Origin of the sequence: Chitinophaga pendula (assembly GCF_020386615.1) — a bacterium.
GTDB lineage: Bacteria > Bacteroidota > Bacteroidia > Chitinophagales > Chitinophagaceae > Chitinophaga > Chitinophaga pendula.
Genome location: NZ_CP077769.1, coordinates 270,076 through 287,994, shown reverse-complemented (window position 1 = coordinate 287,994; position 17,919 = coordinate 270,076). Strand labels below are relative to the sequence as shown.

14 protein-coding genes are annotated in these 17,919 nt (G+C 49.0%); 3 read left to right on the top strand and 11 right to left on the bottom strand.

The genetic code is table 11. From position 1 onward, the window contains the following. Positions 1 to 4: 4 nt before the first annotated feature. From KTO58_RS01070 to kduI, 5 genes are all read right to left on the bottom strand, one after another. Entirely contained in the window at positions 5 to 1,204 is a 1,200-nt protein-coding gene (locus KTO58_RS01070) for a glycoside hydrolase family 88 protein (RefSeq protein ID WP_095841165.1), read from the bottom strand. Positions 1,205 to 1,339: 135 nt separating this feature from the next. Continuing rightward, positions 1,340 to 2,404 carry a LacI family DNA-binding transcriptional regulator gene (locus tag KTO58_RS01065; RefSeq protein WP_095841166.1) on the bottom strand — a complete coding sequence of 355 codons (1,065 nt, stop codon included), beginning with the start codon at positions 2,402 to 2,404 and terminating at the stop codon, positions 1,340 to 1,342. A 110-nt stretch (positions 2,405 to 2,514) separates the two neighbouring features. Continuing rightward, positions 2,515 to 3,279, bottom strand: a complete 765-nt coding sequence (gene kduD / locus KTO58_RS01060; RefSeq protein WP_095841167.1) for a 2-dehydro-3-deoxy-D-gluconate 5-dehydrogenase KduD — start codon at positions 3,277 to 3,279, stop codon at positions 2,515 to 2,517. Between the two features lie 37 nt (positions 3,280 to 3,316). Beyond that, positions 3,317 to 4,486, bottom strand: coding sequence for a BT3233 family polysaccharide utilization protein (locus KTO58_RS01055; protein ID WP_225860000.1), 1,170 nt, complete (start codon positions 4,484 to 4,486; stop codon positions 3,317 to 3,319). A 54-nt stretch (positions 4,487 to 4,540) separates the two neighbouring features. Beyond that, entirely contained in the window at positions 4,541 to 5,377 is an 837-nt protein-coding gene (gene kduI, locus KTO58_RS01050) for a 5-dehydro-4-deoxy-D-glucuronate isomerase (RefSeq protein WP_095841169.1), read from the bottom strand. Between the two features lie 326 nt (positions 5,378 to 5,703). Between kduI and KTO58_RS01045 the strand changes: the two genes are divergently transcribed. Beyond that, on the top strand, positions 5,704 to 7,350 hold the full coding sequence (locus tag KTO58_RS01045; RefSeq protein WP_095841170.1) for a UxaA family hydrolase: 1,647 nt from the start codon (positions 5,704 to 5,706) through the stop codon (positions 7,348 to 7,350). An 80-nt stretch (positions 7,351 to 7,430) separates the two neighbouring features. Here the strand turns inward: KTO58_RS01045 and KTO58_RS01040 are convergent, their stop codons facing one another. From KTO58_RS01040 to KTO58_RS01020, 5 genes are all read right to left on the bottom strand, one after another. Continuing rightward, positions 7,431 to 8,723 carry an MFS transporter gene (locus KTO58_RS01040; RefSeq protein ID WP_095841171.1) on the bottom strand — a complete coding sequence of 431 codons (1,293 nt, stop codon included), beginning with the start codon at positions 8,721 to 8,723 and terminating at the stop codon, positions 7,431 to 7,433. 106 nt (positions 8,724 to 8,829) lie between these two features. Then, positions 8,830 to 9,495, bottom strand: coding sequence for a beta/alpha barrel domain-containing protein (locus KTO58_RS01035; RefSeq protein WP_095841172.1), 666 nt, complete (start codon positions 9,493 to 9,495; stop codon positions 8,830 to 8,832). Position 9,496: 1 nt separating this feature from the next. Continuing rightward, positions 9,497 to 10,495 (bottom strand): sugar kinase, encoded by a 999-nt coding sequence (locus KTO58_RS01030; protein WP_095841173.1) that lies wholly within the window; start codon positions 10,493 to 10,495, stop codon positions 9,497 to 9,499. An 18-nt stretch (positions 10,496 to 10,513) separates the two neighbouring features. Next, positions 10,514 to 11,908, bottom strand: a complete 1,395-nt coding sequence (gene uxaC / locus KTO58_RS01025) for a glucuronate isomerase (RefSeq protein WP_095841174.1) — start codon at positions 11,906 to 11,908, stop codon at positions 10,514 to 10,516. A 51-nt stretch (positions 11,909 to 11,959) separates the two neighbouring features. After that, positions 11,960 to 13,483, bottom strand: coding sequence for a tagaturonate reductase (locus KTO58_RS01020; RefSeq protein WP_095841175.1), 1,524 nt, complete (start codon positions 13,481 to 13,483; stop codon positions 11,960 to 11,962). A gap of 278 nt (positions 13,484 to 13,761) precedes the next feature. On the opposite strand from KTO58_RS01020, the gene mnmA reads away from it, so the two are divergent. Then, positions 13,762 to 14,868, top strand: coding sequence for a tRNA 2-thiouridine(34) synthase MnmA (mnmA, locus tag KTO58_RS01015; protein WP_095841176.1), 1,107 nt, complete (start codon positions 13,762 to 13,764; stop codon positions 14,866 to 14,868). A gap of 164 nt (positions 14,869 to 15,032) precedes the next feature. After that, entirely contained in the window at positions 15,033 to 16,706 is a 1,674-nt protein-coding gene (locus tag KTO58_RS01010; protein ID WP_095841177.1) for a S8 family serine peptidase, read from the top strand. Here the strand turns inward: KTO58_RS01010 and KTO58_RS01005 are convergent, their stop codons facing one another. Continuing rightward, positions 16,707 to 17,879: an RsmB/NOP family class I SAM-dependent RNA methyltransferase gene (locus KTO58_RS01005; protein ID WP_095841178.1), complete on the bottom strand. Its 1,173-nt coding sequence runs from the start codon at positions 17,877 to 17,879 to the stop codon at positions 16,707 to 16,709. Between the last annotated feature and the right edge of the window lie 40 nt (positions 17,880 to 17,919).

Sequence of the window (17,919 nt, the reverse complement as noted above, 5' to 3'; positions counted from 1 at the left end):
TATATTATTTCGCCCATTGCTTATATCGCAGGAGCGCTTCTACAAAATAGTAATCGGCATAGGTCAGCGGTACGTCTACCTCTGAATTGTGGGGGAAGGAACCGGTGCTATGCATTAGTATAAAGTTATTATTTTCTCCGGCCTTTGCGAGATAAGCGGGGCTGGCGAGGTTGATCAGTACCTGTTCGGCGGCGTTCCAATAGCGTTTGGTGTCTGTACCGCTGGTATAGCGGCTCAATTCGAGCAATGCGGAGGCCATTACAGCGGCAGCGGATGCATCGCGGGGAACATTAGGGATGCCAGGTGCATCATAATCGTAGTAAGGTATGAGGTCTTTAGGCATCCTGGGATGATTGAGCATATAGTCGGCGATATGGCGGGCTTGCTCCAGGTAGGCCTTGTCTTTGGTTTCCCGGTACATCATGGTGTATCCATATAGGCCCCAGGCTTGTCCTCTTGACCAGGCGGAGCTATCTGCTGCTCCCTGGTGAGTTTTTTTCTGGAGTACGGCACCTGTTTTCGGATCATAATCGATGACGTGATAGGAGCTGTAATCTTTGCGGAAGTGGTTTTTGATCGTTGTATTGGCGTGGGTGGTGGCGATATGTTTAAACGAAGTATCGCCGGTGGTGCGGGTGGCCCAGGTGAGCAATTCGAGGTTCATCATGTTATCGATGATAACAGGGAATGTGAATTGTCCATGGTCCCAGGATTTGATACATCCGACCGTTGGGTTAAAGCGGGTTGACAGTGTGCGGGCGCTGGTAACCAGGACGTCTTTATATCGCTGGTCTTTGGTGATGCGGAGGGCATTGCCAAAGCTGCAATACATCATAAAGCCCAGGTCGTGTGTTCCTTTATTATACTGTTCTTTTTCCACAACGGCCAGGCGTTTGAGTGCTTCTTTTTTCAACGCTTCATCTTTGGAGAATTCATAGAGCAGCCAGAGGGTACCTGGGTAGAAGCCACACGTCCACCAGTTGGATTTGGCGGTTACCAGGCTACCATCTTTGGGATTGGTCGTTCTGGGTAACAGGCTATCTGGTACGGTGGTGGCCATGCGTTTGTATTGTTCTCCGGCGAAGGACAATGTTTTATCTGCCAGTTTTATGATTTCCCGGCGGCTCATTTTCTGTTGTGCCTGCGACTGTGTGATCATTCCTGCTAGCAGGAGGTGGCATGCGATCAGTGTTAGTTTTTTCATATCGAGTACAAGTAATATTTAGTGTGCGTCTGACAAGGGTGCAGACCTGCATCAGGTTGACGAATAGCGTACTGCAAACGTTTGAAATATTAGTGTATTAAAAGCAGGTATTGGCTACCTGCTTTTAATGTCATTCTATTTGGCTTTCTTCTTAGCCGGTTGTTTCACGGGTGTGGCGGCGGCGGAAGATAATCGTTCGATCAGCTGTGTAGGAATAATTTCCTGTGTATACTTAGACGGGCCGGAGGCTGGTGACTGGATCAGTTCTATGAGTGCAGCAACGACTCTTTCTCCCATCAGTGATGGATGTTGATCTACGGACGTGATGGGGGGTGTTACGATCTCAGTACGCGGGTCATTGGAGTATCCTACGATCTTTAATTGTTCCGGTACTTTGATATCTATGGTACGGCAATACTCCAGTATCGTGATAGCGGTGGTATCGTTGGCAGCGAAGACGCCATCCGGGTATGGCGGTTGTGCGAATATTTTTTCACATACCTGCCAGGCGTTGTCCCTTGTTAATTCCTGATAAAATACCCTGGATTTTTTGAAGGGTAATTTATGTTTCTGGAGGGCGGCCTTGTATCCGGCCACGCGTTCGACATAGAGGTTACAGGACAGGGGACCGGAGATATGTACGATATCTTTGCATCCTTTATCGATGAGGTGTTCGGTAGCGGTATATCCACCGAGGTAGTCGTCGCCTTTTATAACCTTTACATTATAGTCTTTAGGTACGCGATCGAAGAACACGAGGGGGATATTGTGTTGTGTGAACACGTCAAAATGGGAAAAGTCGGTGGTATGCAAGGTGGTGGAGACAGCGACAGCATCTACACGAGCGGAGTAGAGGGTGTTGACCAATGCTACTTCCTGTTCGTAAGAGTCGTTGGACTGGCAGATGATCAGGTTATAGCCATGCTCCTGCAGTTTGTTTTGTATGATGGTACTGATTGCTGCGGGGAAGAACATGGAAATGCGAGGTACTACCAGGCCTATTGTTTTGCTTTTATTGCTACGCAGGCCGGCTGCCAATGCATTTGGGCGATATCCCAGTTTGCGTGCCATTTTTTTTACTTTCTCTTTCGTTCGGGCACTGATGTTGGGATGATCGTTCAACGCTCTTGATACGGTAGATACTGATAGTTGCAGTTCTTGTGCGATGTCTACGATCGTTTTTTCTGATTTTTTGTTCATATGTCAGCAATTAGCTGTTAAAGCGTGGAGGTGGTATTATGCCTTTTGCCGTCCACTGTTCACTGTTTACCTGCCATCGTGGAATTGTCTGTCCTCCCGGGGGATGTGGTTTATCTTCCCATCCATCCTCCATCTACGGTTAATATAGTGCCATGGACATAATCTGCGGCATCAGAAGCCAGGAATACTACCGGGCCTTTGAAATCTTCGGGTTGCCCCCAGCGGCCGGCGGGTATACGTTCGAGAATGCTGCTGCTTCTTTTTTCGTCTGCCCGCAACGCCGAGGTATTGTCGGTGGCTATGTAGCCAGGTGCGATAGCATTGACATTAATACCTTTAGCGGCCCATTCATTTGCGAAAGCTTTTACCAGGGATCCTACTGCTCCTTTGCTGGCAGCATATCCCGGTACGTTGATCCCACCCTGGAAGGTAAGCAGTGATGCTGTAAAAATAATCTTTCCCTTTCCATGTGCAATCATTGTTTTGCCAATTTCTCTTGTCAGGATAAATTGGGCGTTGAGGTTGATATTGATCACTTCGTCCCAATATTCATCCGGATGTTCTGCGGCAGGCTTACGAAGAATGGTGCCGGCATTGTTTACCAGGATATCTATGACCGGGAATCCGTCATTTATCTCCTTGATAAATTTATACAAAGCATCCCGATTTCCAAAGTCGCATTGAAAGCCATAGAATTTTCTTCCGGCGGCGATGACTTCTTTTTCCACCTCGCTCCCTTCTTTTTCGAGGGAAGCGGAGACTCCTATTATATTGGCGCCTGCTTCTGCGAGGGCGACTGCCATTGCTTTGCCTATTCCCCGTTTGCATCCGGTAACGACCGCGGTCTTTCCCTCGAGGCTGAACATATTGATCATATAGTATTGCTGGTTAAGTAATGTAAGGTAGTGCGTGTTATTGCACTTTCACGGTAAGCGGCTGTTGTATTTTCCGGGCGAACTGTTGCAGGTAGGTAAACCACTGCTGTTCATTTTTGATGCGACCGGCTTTGTCCCAGGCTGCTCCGAAGTAATATACGAAAGGTTCGCCGGCGGTTGCTTTTGCTTTTGCCAGCAGGTGTTGGGAGGTCACTAACATGCCTGGTACAGCAGCAGGGAATACGCAGCCTATACCTGAGGTACCATCTTCTCCATGTTGGGGTTCCCAATATCCCAGTACGCCTTGTTTTTCGTCGAGCAGGACGGCCCCAGGTTCTTCTCTTTTAACGATACCTGCCACTACCGGCAATTTATCGCCATTGAATACATACTGTACGGACATTTTGTTGAGTTGGGAGCCGGCATCCAGTGAGATGGTCTTCGTCGCTGATACGGTGGTATTACCCGCCTTCCAGGTATCGTATATCAATTGAAAGGTGGTGCGCAGGGGGCCATTATCCAGTACCTTGTAGGTTTTATATTTCCTGGAGAAGTTGATGGAGTCTCCTACGAAAGGCGCATTATCACCAGCTCCGAGGGTGAATCCTACTTTATAATAATCGAGGCCTTGTCCATTATCGTGGTGATAATTGTCCAATTTGTACCAGTTGTCTACTACAAGGTCGCTGGTACGTTTGCTCCAGAAGTCGATGCCATGGGCATTTTCTTTAGGGAAGTTTTCGAGGGCCGGGCCGTACATGCGGAATACTACGCGATCGTTTTCCCAGGCGAAGTCGTCTTTGCGTTCGGGTACGAAACGGCCGAAAGTACGGGATTTGACTTTGGCCGGTTGTCCGGGTTGGATGCTCAGGGTAATGGCGCTCTTTGCGGGCAGGGATACCTGTACCAGCAGTGCTACCGGCGCTGGTTGTCCCAGGGTGATCAGTTGATATGGTATCTCTTTCCCTGTTTGTTTATTAATGATACGGAAGGGTGCTTTAGCGAGGGGCTCCCATTTGTTGCCGAATGCTGCCGCTGGTATTTCTACCACTTCTTCTTCGCGGGCGACGTCGGCCGGGTTGCTGATACTGATAGCTGTCTTTTCAACACTTAAAATCTGTTGTTTATTTGGCGCCGCTTGTACTAGCTGTTGTGAGGTCAGCCAGGTGATGCTGCAGCAAGCAAATGCCAGGATAATCTTTTTCATGACGGAATTTATTGGATTCATGTAATAGACGGCCCCTTGAAGGTACTGATCTGATTATCTGAGTTCGTTGATGGCACATACGTCCATATCTCCGTAGTCGAGGTTTTCGCCAGCCATTCCCCAGATGAAGGTATAATTGCTGGTACCGGCGCCTGAGTGGATGGACCAGGGTGGGGATATCACGGCTTGTTCATTCTGCATCCATATATGGCGTGTTTCCTGTGGCTGCCCCCAGAAGTGGCAGACAGACTGGCCTTGTGGTATTTCGAAATAGAAATAGACTTCCATCCTACGGTCGTGGGTATGAGCGGGCATGGTATTCCATATATTGCCGGTATGCAGTTCGGTCATTCCCATTTGCAGTTGGCAGGTTGGCAATACGGAGCTGACCAGTAATTTATTGATCGTACGATGGTTGGCGGTTTCCTGTGCGCCCAGTGTTACAATTTCGGCCTCTTTACGGGTGATGTGCCGGGTTGGATATTCGCGGTGCGCGGGGGTGGAATTCAGGTAGAACTTTGCCGGCGCGTTCTTTTCTTTGCTGCGGAAGATGATCTCTTGTTTACCCCTGCCGATGTACAAGGCTTCTTTATATTCCAATTCGAATACTTCTCCATCTACTGATACGGAGCCGTGGCCACCGACATTGATAATGCCGAGTTCTCTTCTTTCGAGGAAGTAGGATGCTTTCAGTTGCTCGACAGGAGTGAGTATTATTTCCTGATCTACAGGCATTACGCCACCGGTGATAAACCGGTCATAGTGGCTATATACCAGCTGTACGGTATCTTTTTCAAACAAGCTGTCGATCAGTAGTGCTTTCCTAGATTCTTCTGTGGACCATCTTTTTACTTCTTCGGGACTGCTGGCGTATCTGGTTTCTGCTTTCATACTCATGCCTAATTTTACATTAAATGATTATCAACTGCGGAGATACGGAAAGATATAGCTAAATACTGAATCTTGCAAACGTTTGCATTTTTTATGATGACGCTGATACTATCTATACATAGTATGCTAAAAATTATTATGTATGTTTTAGCAAATAGCCCAAGAATCCAAAAGGTTCATTTTTCCTGTATGGCATTGCATTTCAGGACTTGTACAATCCTTATAATAGTGGTAGTTTTAGGAAGATTTTAAATAGTCAAAATCACATTATGGATTAAGATTTTAGTATTAATTGAGCTAGGGCTAATTATCTACTTTTATCAATTATGAATACGTATTTACAGATACATCCGGATGATAATGTGTTGGTAGCATTACAGGATCTTCGGGCAGGTGCTATCATACCATTTAATGGCTCATCGATTGAACTTACGACAGATATTCCAGCGAAACATAAATTTCCCATATCGGCATTGCGCACGGGTGATCCTGTTGTGATGTATGGTGTATTGGTGGGTAAGGCGACGCAGGCGATAGCGAGCGGGGAAAAAATCACGACGACCAATATACAGCACGAGGCGAATTCCTTTCATGAGAAGGACAGTAATATTCAGTGGCAGGCACCGGACGTGAGCCAGTGGCGGGATCGTACATTTATGGGATACCAGCGGGAGGACGGGCAGGTCGGCACCCGTAATTTCTGGTTAGTGATACCCTTGGTATTTTGTGAGAACCGGAATGTGACGGTGATCAAGACGGCTTTTGAGAAGGGGCTTGGATTTGCGCCTACGGAGGTATATAACGAGCAGGTGGAAGACCTGGTTGCGTTGTATAAGCGCGGGGATATGGAGGCGCTGCGAGGTTATGAGGCCAGCCGGGCGAGTGCAGCTAGTAAGCGGCATACGATCTTTCCTAATATTGACGGTATAAAATTTCTGACACATGAAGGTGGTTGTGGCGGTACGCGCCAGGATTCTGATGCTCTATGCGCGTTGCTGGCCGGGTATATACATCATCCGAATGTGGCGGGGGCGACGGTACTTAGTTTGGGTTGTCAGCACGCACAGGTTTCCATATTAATGCAATCGGTGAAGCGTCTTAATCCCACGTTTAATAAACCGGTATTGGTATTTGAGCAACAGAAGAGTGCATCTGAGTTTGCGATGTTAAGTAATGCTATTAAGGAGACGTTCCTTTCATTGGTAGAGGTGAACAAGCAGACCCGTCAGCCGAGTCCCTTGTCTAAACTGGTGATTGGTCTGGAGTGCGGGGGATCTGATGGATTTTCGGGTATTTCTGCGAATCCGGCGGTAGGACATACTTCTGATTTGCTGGTGGCATTGGGAGGTACATCTATCCTATCTGAATTTCCGGAGTTGTGCGGTGTGGAGCAGGAGCTGATCAACCGATGTACGAGCACGGAGATATCTGACAAATTTATCCGGATCATGCGGGCATATGAGACACAGGCACGGTCTGTGGGTAGTGGTTTTTATATGAATCCTTCTCCCGGAAATATCAAGGATGGGCTGATCACTGATGCGATCAAATCTGCCGGTGCGGCCAAGAAGGGAGGTACATCTCCTGTTACTGACGTGCTTGACTATACGGAATATGCGACTAAACCCGGTCTCAACTTGCTTTGTACGCCTGGTAATGATGTGGAGTCTACTTCTGCGGAGGTAGGTTCTGGTGCTAATATTGTTCTTTTTACCACGGGTTTGGGTACCCCTACGGGCAATCCTATTGCTCCTGTGCTGAAGTTGTCCACTAATACGCGTCTGGCGCAGCGCATGCCGGATATTATCGATATTAACACGGGTACGATCATCAGTGGGGAACACAGTATTGCGGAGATGGGGGAACACATCCTTGAGATGGTGATCAAAACTGCCAGCGGTGAAATGTTGACAAAAGCGGAGCAGTTGCGCCAGGATGATTTCATTCCGTGGAAGCGAGGTGTAAGTCTATAGTTTATTTCATTTGTTATACGGTAAAGGGCCGGCTTCATTTGTAAGAAGCCGGCCCTTTGATATTTATGTCAGGTATTGTTTTATATTTTCACCTGTTCCATCTTGGGAGCGAAGAGGTGCATGACGAACCAGGCTAGGATATACATGCATCCGCAGATGGTAAAGAGGATGTTATAACCAGTGCCGATGTTGCCGAGACCTTTGTAGTGATCCAGGAGGGCGCCTACCAGTAATGGGAACAGGATACCACCGACAGAGCCTGCCATACCGCCGATACCTACTACAGAGCTTACTGCATATTTCGGGAACATGTCTGAGGCGGTGGTGAAGATATTAGCGGACCATGCCTGGTGTGCTGCTGCTGCGAGGCTGATCAATGCAACTACTCCCCATACGTTGGTAGCATACTGTGCGGCCATGATGGGGATTACGCAGATAGCGAATATGAGCATGGATATCTTACGGGAGCGGAATACGGGCCATCCTCTTTCTATCAACCAGGAGGAGAGGTATCCCCCGCCGATGCTACCTATGGTGGTGGCGGTATATACGATGATGAGCTGAGGGTTTGGTTTCTTCAGGTCGAGGTGAAATGTGGTGGAGAAGTAGGAAGGTAACCAGAAGAGGAAGAACCACCATATGGGATCGGTGAGCATTTTGCCGAATACGAAGGCCCAGGTTTGGCGGATAGAAAGCAGTTTACCCCAGGATACTTTTTGTTTGGGTTCTTCGGGTTTTAATTCCAATTCGTTATCGCTGTGAATGAAGTCGTATTCTTCTTTTGACAACTTTTTATGTCGGGCGGGGATCTCGTACATTACCAACCAGAATACGAGCCAGATAAAGCCGACGATACCTGTCCAGATGAAAGCTTCCTGCCAGCCGTAGTTACCTGCCAGCCAGGGTACTACTGCGGGAGCTACTACGGCACCTATATTGGCGCCGGAGTTGAAGATACCTGTGGCGAGTGCTCTTTCCTTTTTAGGGAACCATTCTGCTACTGATTTGATGGCGGCCGGGAAGTTACCCGCTTCGCCCAGTCCCAGCAAGGCACGGGCGAAACCGAAACCGAGGGTTGTTTTAGCCAGGGCATGTACCATTGCGGCGACGCTCCAGATGATGATGGATACGGTGTATCCCATTTTTGTACCGATACGATCGACGATTCGTCCGAAGAAGAGGAGGCCGATGGCATAGCAGGCAGAGAAGGCCATGACGATATTGCCATAGTCAGTTTCTGTCCAGTTGAATTCCTTTTCCAGTATAGGTTTCAGGAGACCGATCACCTGCCGGTCGAGATAATTAATGGTGGTGGCGAGGAACAGTAGTGCACATATGCGCCAGCGGTATTTTCCGACTATTGTGGCATTCATTAGAACGATTTTGGAATTTATAAAGTGCTTAAATTAAGCTATTGTTCCTAAAAATGCAAACGATTGCATTAACTTACTTCTATTCATGTTGATACGTATGCGGGTATTATCCCCGTAAGGCGTTTATTAGCGAGAGTGCCTGGCTGATAGCGATTTTGAGCGCCTGATAGTCTTGTTTATCTATGAGGCGTTTATCGAGCAAGTTGGATCCCATTCCTACGCATACGACCCCTGCTTCGAACCAGGCGTTGATGCTGGCGGAGCTGGGTTCTACGCCACCTGTTGGCATAAATTTAAGGCCAGGGAACAGTGGTTTGATGGCTTTGACGAATCCGGGTCCGAGGACATTGCCCGGGAATAATTTTACCAATGTGGCTTGTTGTTGTTCTGCCTGGGCGATCTCGGTAGGAGTCATGCAGCCAGGTATCCAGCAGATGCCTGCGTTGCGGCAGTAGGTGGCAGTGGCGCTATCGATGATAGGGCTGACGATGAAGTCGGCGCCGGCACCTGCGAATGCTTCTGCGTCGGCGGCTTGTTTGATGGTGCCGATACCCAGGTACATATCGGGCATGGAGACCAGTTTTTTATCCCGCATGGCGGCGAAGTTCCGGCGGGCGTTGTCGCCCCGGTTAGTGAATTCAAATACTCTTATACCTGCTTCGTAACAAGCCTGTAGTACTTCGCAGCAGACGGTTTCGTCATCATGATAGAATACTGGTATGATGCCGCTCTGTGAAAATGCGTTGATGATAGTGCCGGTTGCTGGTGCCATGTCAGATCAGTTTTAGGATGTTGTCTTTGCCGGTGAGGTTAAAGTCACCTTTATAGAATAGTTTCGCGTATGCTGCAGCAGCAGCGTAGTTGATGGTTTGTTGTGCATCCATCTTATTGAGTTGTGCATATATTAGGCCAGCCATAAAGCTGTCTCCGCTCCCTACTCTATCTACTACTTCGTTGGTTTCATATTCCCGGGATACGGTCTGTGCTGTACCATCGAAATAGGAGGCATAGTAGCGGTTGTGGGCGGGTGCGGCGGAGAATCGGAAGGTGAAGGCGACCTGTTTGCAGCGCGGGTAGCGGTTGATGATGGTGCGGGCTACTTTTTCTGCGTTGTCGAGGTATACCTGTTTATTATCGGCGGCCAGTGCTTCGGTATCGAGTGGTGTACCGAGCATTTGGTGTGCAGCCCAGATATTTCCCATTATCACATCGCAGTATGTGGCCAGTTCGGGCATGATGTCTCCTGGTTGTTTACCATATTGCCACAGTTTGCTGCGGTAGTTGAGATCTGTTGAGATGATCAGTCCTTTGCGGGAAGCGGCTTCCAATATTTCTTTGCAGACTATTGCGGCATCGGCGTTGAGTGCTGGTGAGATGGCGCTCCAGTGGAACCATCCGGCATCGCCGAGCCAGGCGTCCCAATCGACGGATCCGGGGGTGATGGTGCTGAAGGAGGAGTATTTGCGATCGTATACTACTTCTGCATGTTTCAGATCGGCGCCTTGTGCCAGGTAGTAGGCACCTATGCGGTCGCCGCCCCAGAGCATGCGATCGGTGGATACGCCCAGTTGCTGCAGTTGATCGAGCACTTGTCTGGACAAGCCGTTGTCGGGGACTTTGCTGATATAGGCGACGGGGACGCCCCAGTGCCCGAGGGCTGCGGCTACGTTTGCCTCTGCCCCACCTACGTATAGTGCAGCATTGTGCTCATTCCAGGAAGGCGATAAGCGTAATAATATTTCTCCGAATGTGATGACTTTTACTGGCTGCATGATATCTATCGAAAAATCTTAGAAGTTAAAATACGCTTTTGCGTTGTGATAGCAAATATCCTGTACCATCTTTCCCAGCCATTTTGTGTCGGCCGGCAGTTCTCCGTTTTCCACATCGTTGCCGATGAGGTTACAGAGTATGCGGCGGAAGTAGTCATGGCGGGAGTATGAGAGGAAGCTCCGGGAATCGGTGAGCATGCCTACGAAGCGGCTCAGGAGGCCCATGTTACTAAGCGTATTCATTTGTTTTTCCATTCCATCTTTCTGATCGAGGAACCACCAACCTGAACCGAACTGCATTTTGCCCGGGACGGTGCCATCCTGGAAGTTGCCTATCATGGTGGCGAATACTTCGTTTTGTGTAGGGTTGAGATTATAGACGATTGTTTTGGCCAGTTTGTCGCGCTGATCGAGTTGATCAAAGAAGGCAGCCATTGCGCTGGCGTTCTGCCAATCGCCTATGGAGTCTACGCCGGCATCTGCGCCCAGTTTGCGTAACAGGCGGCTGTTATTATTACGAATGGCGCCTACATGGAATTGTTGTGTCCATCCTTTTTCATGGTTCCATTCGCAGATGCACTGCAAGGTAGCTGTTTTAAACCTGGCGGCATCGGTTTCGCTCACGGTTTTGCCTGCACGCAGTGTAATGAATATAGTATCTAGTTCGGCAGCGGTAAAAGGCGTATAGAAGAATGTATTGAGGCCATGATCGGATAGTCTACCTCCCATTGCATGGAAGTAATCGTGTCGTTGCCGGAGCGCGCTGAGCAAGGCATTGTATGTGTTGATGGTCGTATTGGTAACGCCCTCCAGTTTATCCAGGTATTGATTAAAGGTTACTGGTTCTTCTACGGCGATTGCTTTATCGGGCCGGAAGGTTGGTAATACATTGACGCCAAATGGTTGTTGTTTTATCTGCTGATGATATTCCAGGTTGTCGCAGGGATCATCTGTGGTGCACAAGGTATCTACGCGGAAGTGTTTCAGCAGGCTTTGTGTGGACCATTGCGGTAGTTGTGCATTGCACTGTTCATATATGCTGGCGGCGCTGTCTGCGTTGAGCAGATCATGTATGCCGAATGGGTTGAGCAGTTCCATATGCGTCCAGTGGTAGAGTGGATTGCGCATGGTATAGGGTACTGTTTCTGCCCATTTCAGGAACTTGGTGTAGTCGTCGGCGGTGCCGGTGATATTCTCTTCGGCGATACCGTTGGCACGCATGGCCCGCCATTTATAGTGATCTCCTTTCAGCCAGATGGCGGTGAGGTTTTCGAACTGTTTATCCTGTGCGATCTCATCTGGCGGGAGGTGGTTGTGATAGTCGATGACCGGCATTTCTTTTGCGTAGTCGAAGTACAGAGTCCGGCTTGTTTCTGTTTGCAGTAAAAAGTCTTCTGACAAAAACTGTTTCATAAATCGTGGTTATTACTAAAGCAGCATTACGATGATGTGATAATATTCCTTTTATAGCTGAGGTGTTGCTATGCTTATCTGTTGTGCATACTTCATAGCGCCTTCGCGTATCATGCCTTGCAGGTGTGTGGCGACCAGGTCTGTGAAGCCAGGCAGTGTGGCAAGATTGGTTTCCCATAGCTGGATGTTGGTGCAGACTTCCTGTACGAGGGTATTGATGGCGGTATCGTTATAGTTTGCTTCGGCGGCATGTTGCCAGTAGGCAGCGAAGATGGCCACGTTGTCGTCTGTGATGAGATATTCGCCCGCCTCGCGTAATCCGAAATACTGGCCACTTTCTTGTTTTACCGGTTTAAGGAACAGGAGCATGGCGGCGAATCCCAGGCACATCATGGGAGGCAGCAGCTGGTGTTGTTCGTAGTAGCGAACCAGTGTGCGTACGTTCCGGGCGTTCATTTTAGCGCTTTCCTGGAAGGTGATGCTGATGAGTTTGTGGGCGATGTAGGGGTTGGCGAACCGGTCCAGTACATCTTGGGCGAAGGTATTTGCCTGGGGGCATATTTCGCGGATGGTCGGCAATATTTCCTGCAGTACGACGGTATGGAAGAATCGTTTCATGAAGGGATCTTCCAGGCATTCGTATACGGTATTAAGGCCGCTGAGGTATGCCAGTGGTACGGCGATGGTATGGCTGCCGTTGAGTATACGCAGTTTTTGTTCTCTGTAGGGGGTTATATCCGGGGTGATGAGCATTCGTTCGTCGGCCTGGTGGAAGCTCATGATTTCGCGGATATGTTCATTACCCTGGATGGCCCATAGCAGGAATGGTTCTACCTCTATCCAAAGTTGGTCCTTGTATCCTGCATCCTGCTGGAGCTGATCGAGGTCTTTGGGTTTACCCGGGACGATGCGATCGACGAGGGAGTTGCAGAAGTGGTTATCTTTTGTGATCCAGGAGACGAATGTTTCGGGTAGTTTATTGAAGGCCGCCAATTTGAGGACGATCTCGAAGAGGAGGTCGCCATTGTTTACGACCAGTTCTGTGGGTACGATGACGAACCCGGTATTTGATCTGCCCTGGAATGTCTGGAAGCGAGTCCAGAGGATGGCCAATAGTTTGCCCGGGAATGAGGTTGGTACGCCACTTGTGATATCTTCTTCGACATACTGTATACCTACTTCGGTGGTGTTGGAGATGATAGTTTGTAAAGTGGGCTGCTGTGCGGTTTTGAGCACCTCCTGCCATTCTGCATTCGATTGCAAAACACGGCTAATTGCAGTGTTAATAAGGACCTTATTCACCAGTTCTCCCTGGGCGACGCCTTTGATGTGGGTGGTGAAGAGGTTATCCTGGCCGGAGAAGTCTTTGGTATCGCCATCGGTGGATTTGATGATAACGATGCGGCCATTAAATATTTGTTGTTTATTGGCTTTATCGACGAGGTAGTCTACCAATCCGCGCAATAGGACGCCGGTTCCGAACTGGAGGATACGTTCGGGAAGTTGGAAGGTATCGGCGCTGATACCGGTTTGCGGGTGGCTCGTGATATAGTCTTTATTTAACATTGGTAACATGCTAATAAATTTAGAGTAAAATGGGCCTTTAGCCAATAAATATATGACCCACTTTTAACATTTTACACTTCTAATGCAAATTATTTATAAAAACCATTAAAACGGCAGCTTTCCTGCTGGAAAAATTTCAACAGGGGGAACACTTTATTAGGAACGGTCATTTTAGCAAGTTTTGTTATACTATAGCTGTAAACTATGGGGATATAGTCAGGATTGATAACCCGGGGTATGTGCTTGGCAGTAAATTCAGTAATTTTGCTCCTTTAATTCATAATAAGATGAGCAGACACGGTAAGGTGCTGGTTGCGATGAGCGGCGGCATAGATAGTACGGTTACGGCGCTGATGCTTCATGAGCAAGGTTACGAAGTGGTGGGCATCACCATGAAGACCTGGGATTATGCATCTGCCGGGGCCAGTAAGAAGGAGACCGGCTGCTGCAACCTGGACTCTTTCAATGACGCCCGTGCAGCGGCCGTACACCACGGATTTCCGCATTTTATCCTGGATATACGGGATGAGTTTGGTGATTTTGTGATCAACAATTTTGTGGAGGAATATATAGCGGGTCGTACGCCTAATCCCTGTGTGTTGTGTAATACGCATATTAAATGGCGGGCGTTGATGAAGCGTGCGGATGCGATGGACTGTGCGTTTATTGCTACGGGACATTACGGTCAGGTGCGTGCATTGGAAAGTGGCCGTCATGTGATCAGTAAGGGTGTTGACGAGCTGAAGGACCAGAGTTATGTGCTGTGGGGATTGCAGCAGGATGTGCTGCAGCGTACTTTGTTGCCATTAGGTCAGTATCGTAAGACGGAGATCCGGCAGATGGCTTTTGATTTTGGTTATCCGGAGCTGGCTAAGAAGGCGGAGAGCTATGAGATCTGTTTTGTACCGGATAATGACTACCGGGGCTTTTTAAAGCGGAAGGTAGACGGGCTGGAAGAGCAGGTAAAGGACGGTAATTTTACGTTGAAGGACGGCACTGTGCTGGGAAAACATAAAGGGTATCCTTTTTATACGATTGGTCAGCGTAAAGGACTTGATATTGCGCTCGGGCGACCTGTGTATGTAACGGAGATCATTCCTGAGACCAATACGGTTGTGCTTGGGGATGAGGCTGATCTGCAGCGGGATGAGATGTTGGTAAGTGGTATTAACCTGATCAAGTATGATCATATTCCGGAGGGGATGGAATCGTTGACGAAGATCCGGTATAAGGACAAGGGGGCGCTCAGCAACCTGTATAATGAAAACGGGCAGGTAAAGGTTCGTTTTTACGAGCAGGTGAAGGGTATTGCTCCTGGCCAGTCGGCGGTATTCTACGAAGGGGACGATGTCGTTGCCGGAGGTATTATACAACGTAGTAATATAGCGGGATAAATTTATTCCTGAGGATATTGTCAGGGGCTGTCTCTTTGTTGAGGCGGCCCTTTTTTGTGGTAGGCCGTGGGCGCTGTATTAAATCATGGTTTTAGTCTGCGCTGTCGCTGCAGTAGGCGGGCACTATATATAACTTTTTGTACATTCGTAGAGAATCGTTCCGTATGTACATATTTGTTCAATCCCGTATTATCCTGTTAATACTTTTACTTTTTCCGCTGGCCCTGTGTGCGCAAGTGAAACGTTATGTTGTGACGTTCCGTGACAAAAAGGGGTCTCCTTATACACTTTCAGATCCGCAACGGTATTTATCTGCGAAGGCGCTGATGAGAAGACAGCATCAGCAGATTGCTGTGGACAGCAGTGACCTGCCGGTATCGCCGGCATATGTGGACAGTTTACGTAAGGCCGGTGAAGTGCAGGTATTGTATACGCTTCGGTGGTTCAACCAGGCGATCATTGCGACGGAGGATGCGGCGGCTATTCAACGTATTTCGCAATTTCCTTTTGTGAGCGGCGCTACTGCTGAAAGCAGGCAGGCGAGTGAACAGCGGGAAACGCCCCGTGTGGGGCGTAATGAGCGGCAGGCGGGGGCGAATGCAGGAGAGTACGGCGGGGGCTTTATGCAGTTACATCTGAATGAAGGAGTGTTTTTGCATGAGAAGGGGTGGAAAGGTGAGGGTATGGTGATTGCTGTGTTGGATGCTGGTTTTCCGGGAGTGGACAAGAACAGGGCTTTTACCTATCTGAACGGCAGGCGTAATATCCTTGCTACGCGCAATTTCAGCGACGGCAGTGGGGAAGTGTATGGATATGGCAGTCATGGTGCGCATGTGTTGTCGATACTGGCAGCTTATTTGCCAGGTGAGATGATCGGCAGTGCGCCGGATGCGAGTTATGTGTTATTACGTACGGAGGAGACGGCTACGGAGTCGCCTATAGAGGAATATAACTGGGTAGCGGCGGCGGAGCTGTCGGATAGTATTGGTGTGGATGTGTTATCCTCTTCGGTGGGTTATACAGAGTTTGACGATTCTGTTTTCAATCATACTTATTCGCAATTGGATGGCCGGAGTACTACGATAGCGCGAGGCGCGGCATGGGCGGCCCGCAAGGGTATATTGGTTGTGAACTGTGCGGGTAACGAAGGGTTCTCTTCCTGGAAATACCTGCTCTCTCCTGCTGATGTGGACAGTGTGCTGGCGGTAGCAGCGGTAAATGAAAGCGGGCAGGTAGCGGCGTTCAGTAGTTATGGTCCTACGGCTGACGGCAGGATCAAGCCGGACGTGGCTGCATTGGGGGTGAATACGCAGTATGTGAATCCGGAGGGGCGTTTGCTTAGCGGGGATGGGACTTCTTATGCATGTCCTGTTATTGCGGGGCTGGCGGCCTGTCTATGGCAGGCTTTTCCCAAGCGCAGTAACCGGGAGATCATGGATGTGATCAAACGCAGCAGCAGCCATTATACGCATCCGGATAACCGTACCGGTTATGGTGTACCTAATTTCCGTATTGCTTACGACCTGTTATTACAGCAGGAGTTGTCGGATACGATCGCGATCCGTAACAGCCTGGGGGATAAGCTGCTGAAGGCGTTCCCTAACCCATTTACCAACCGGCTGAACATCTATTATAAGTCCAGTTCTTCTCTCCCGCTACAATTGCAGCTAGCGGATGCGGGCGGTAAGCTGGTACGTAGCGGAACTATTCCTGCCAGCGAAGTGATTTACGGTTATTTCAACTGGGACAAGGGCTTGTCCGGTCTACCTGCCGGTGTCTATTATCTACAAGCTATCCAGGGTGGTGAGCGTACGGCTATTAAGGTGCTGAAGATGTAGTTATGCTTTGCGGAGTTGTACTGCGAACATGCTATCGGCGCCTCGTGTGTAGCCGGTGATGATCCCGCCTGTTTCTTTTTCTAACGATGTATTATCCAGCAAATATTGAATAACGGCTTCGTTTTCTTCCCTGAATACGGAGCAGGTGATGTATGTGAGCGTGCCGCCCTGTTTGAGGAATGGTATTACGTTAATTGCTATACGCTGTTGTAGTTGGCGGAAGGCGTTGATCTTATCGCGGTGGAAGAAGTACAGATTTTCCGGTGTGCGGGCCCAGGTGCCGGCACCGGAGCAGGGGGCATCCAGGAGGATGTGATCGAATGATTGACCGGAGAAGGTAGCCGGCGGCAGTGGGACGGACAGGTCCAGTATTTTACTCTCGTACTGTTTGACGCCAGCATCGCGGAATCGTTGTTCGAGGTTATGCAGGATGCTTTTGCGGATATCGCTGACCGTTAGTCGTATGCGAGGTTCCTTATCGAGCAGTAACAGGGATTTTCCACCACTGGCAGCGCAGCAATCCCACCAGCGTTCTCCTGCTTTAGGATGCAGTAGTTGTCCTGTTTGCCGGGAGGAGGCATCCTGGATCTCGTACCAACTTTTGTTGGTGATGATGGTATCTATTTTAGTGCTGTTGGGTAATGAGAGTACATCGTTGCCAATCTCCTGATGGTTGATACCTGCCTGCAGGAGCAGGTTGATGATAGCCTGTTGTTTATTGTTGCGAGTGCGAATGAACAGTTGTGGTTGGGACAGAAAGGAAGCGGTGAATGCGGCGGGGTCTACGCCCGGGGACAGTTCGCCGGTAAAGGGGAATATGTCTTCGAGGGCTGGTGTTGAACCCTTGTTGCTATAAAGCGACCATTTCTCAGTGAGCGGGCGGGAGATGTCTGTAGCCAGATTGGGGCGGAAGAAGGTCAGCAATTCATTGGGTTGCTGATCGCAGAGGAACAGTGCCAGGAAGATCCGTTCTTTGACGGGCATTGCATTTTTCCACAGCTGTCCGAGCCGGTAGAAGGCATATACGAGTTGGGATACCCAGCGGCGGTCTCTGCTTCCCATGTGGGGATGTTGTTTAAAAAAAGCCTTCAGGAAGTGATGTAAAGGCTGTGTACCATCGAAGGTATCTATGATCTTTTCTGCAGTGGTTAAATAATTTTCCCAGCGGGTCATTTTGCAAAGATAAAATTATTGGCATCTTTAATTGCTTCTT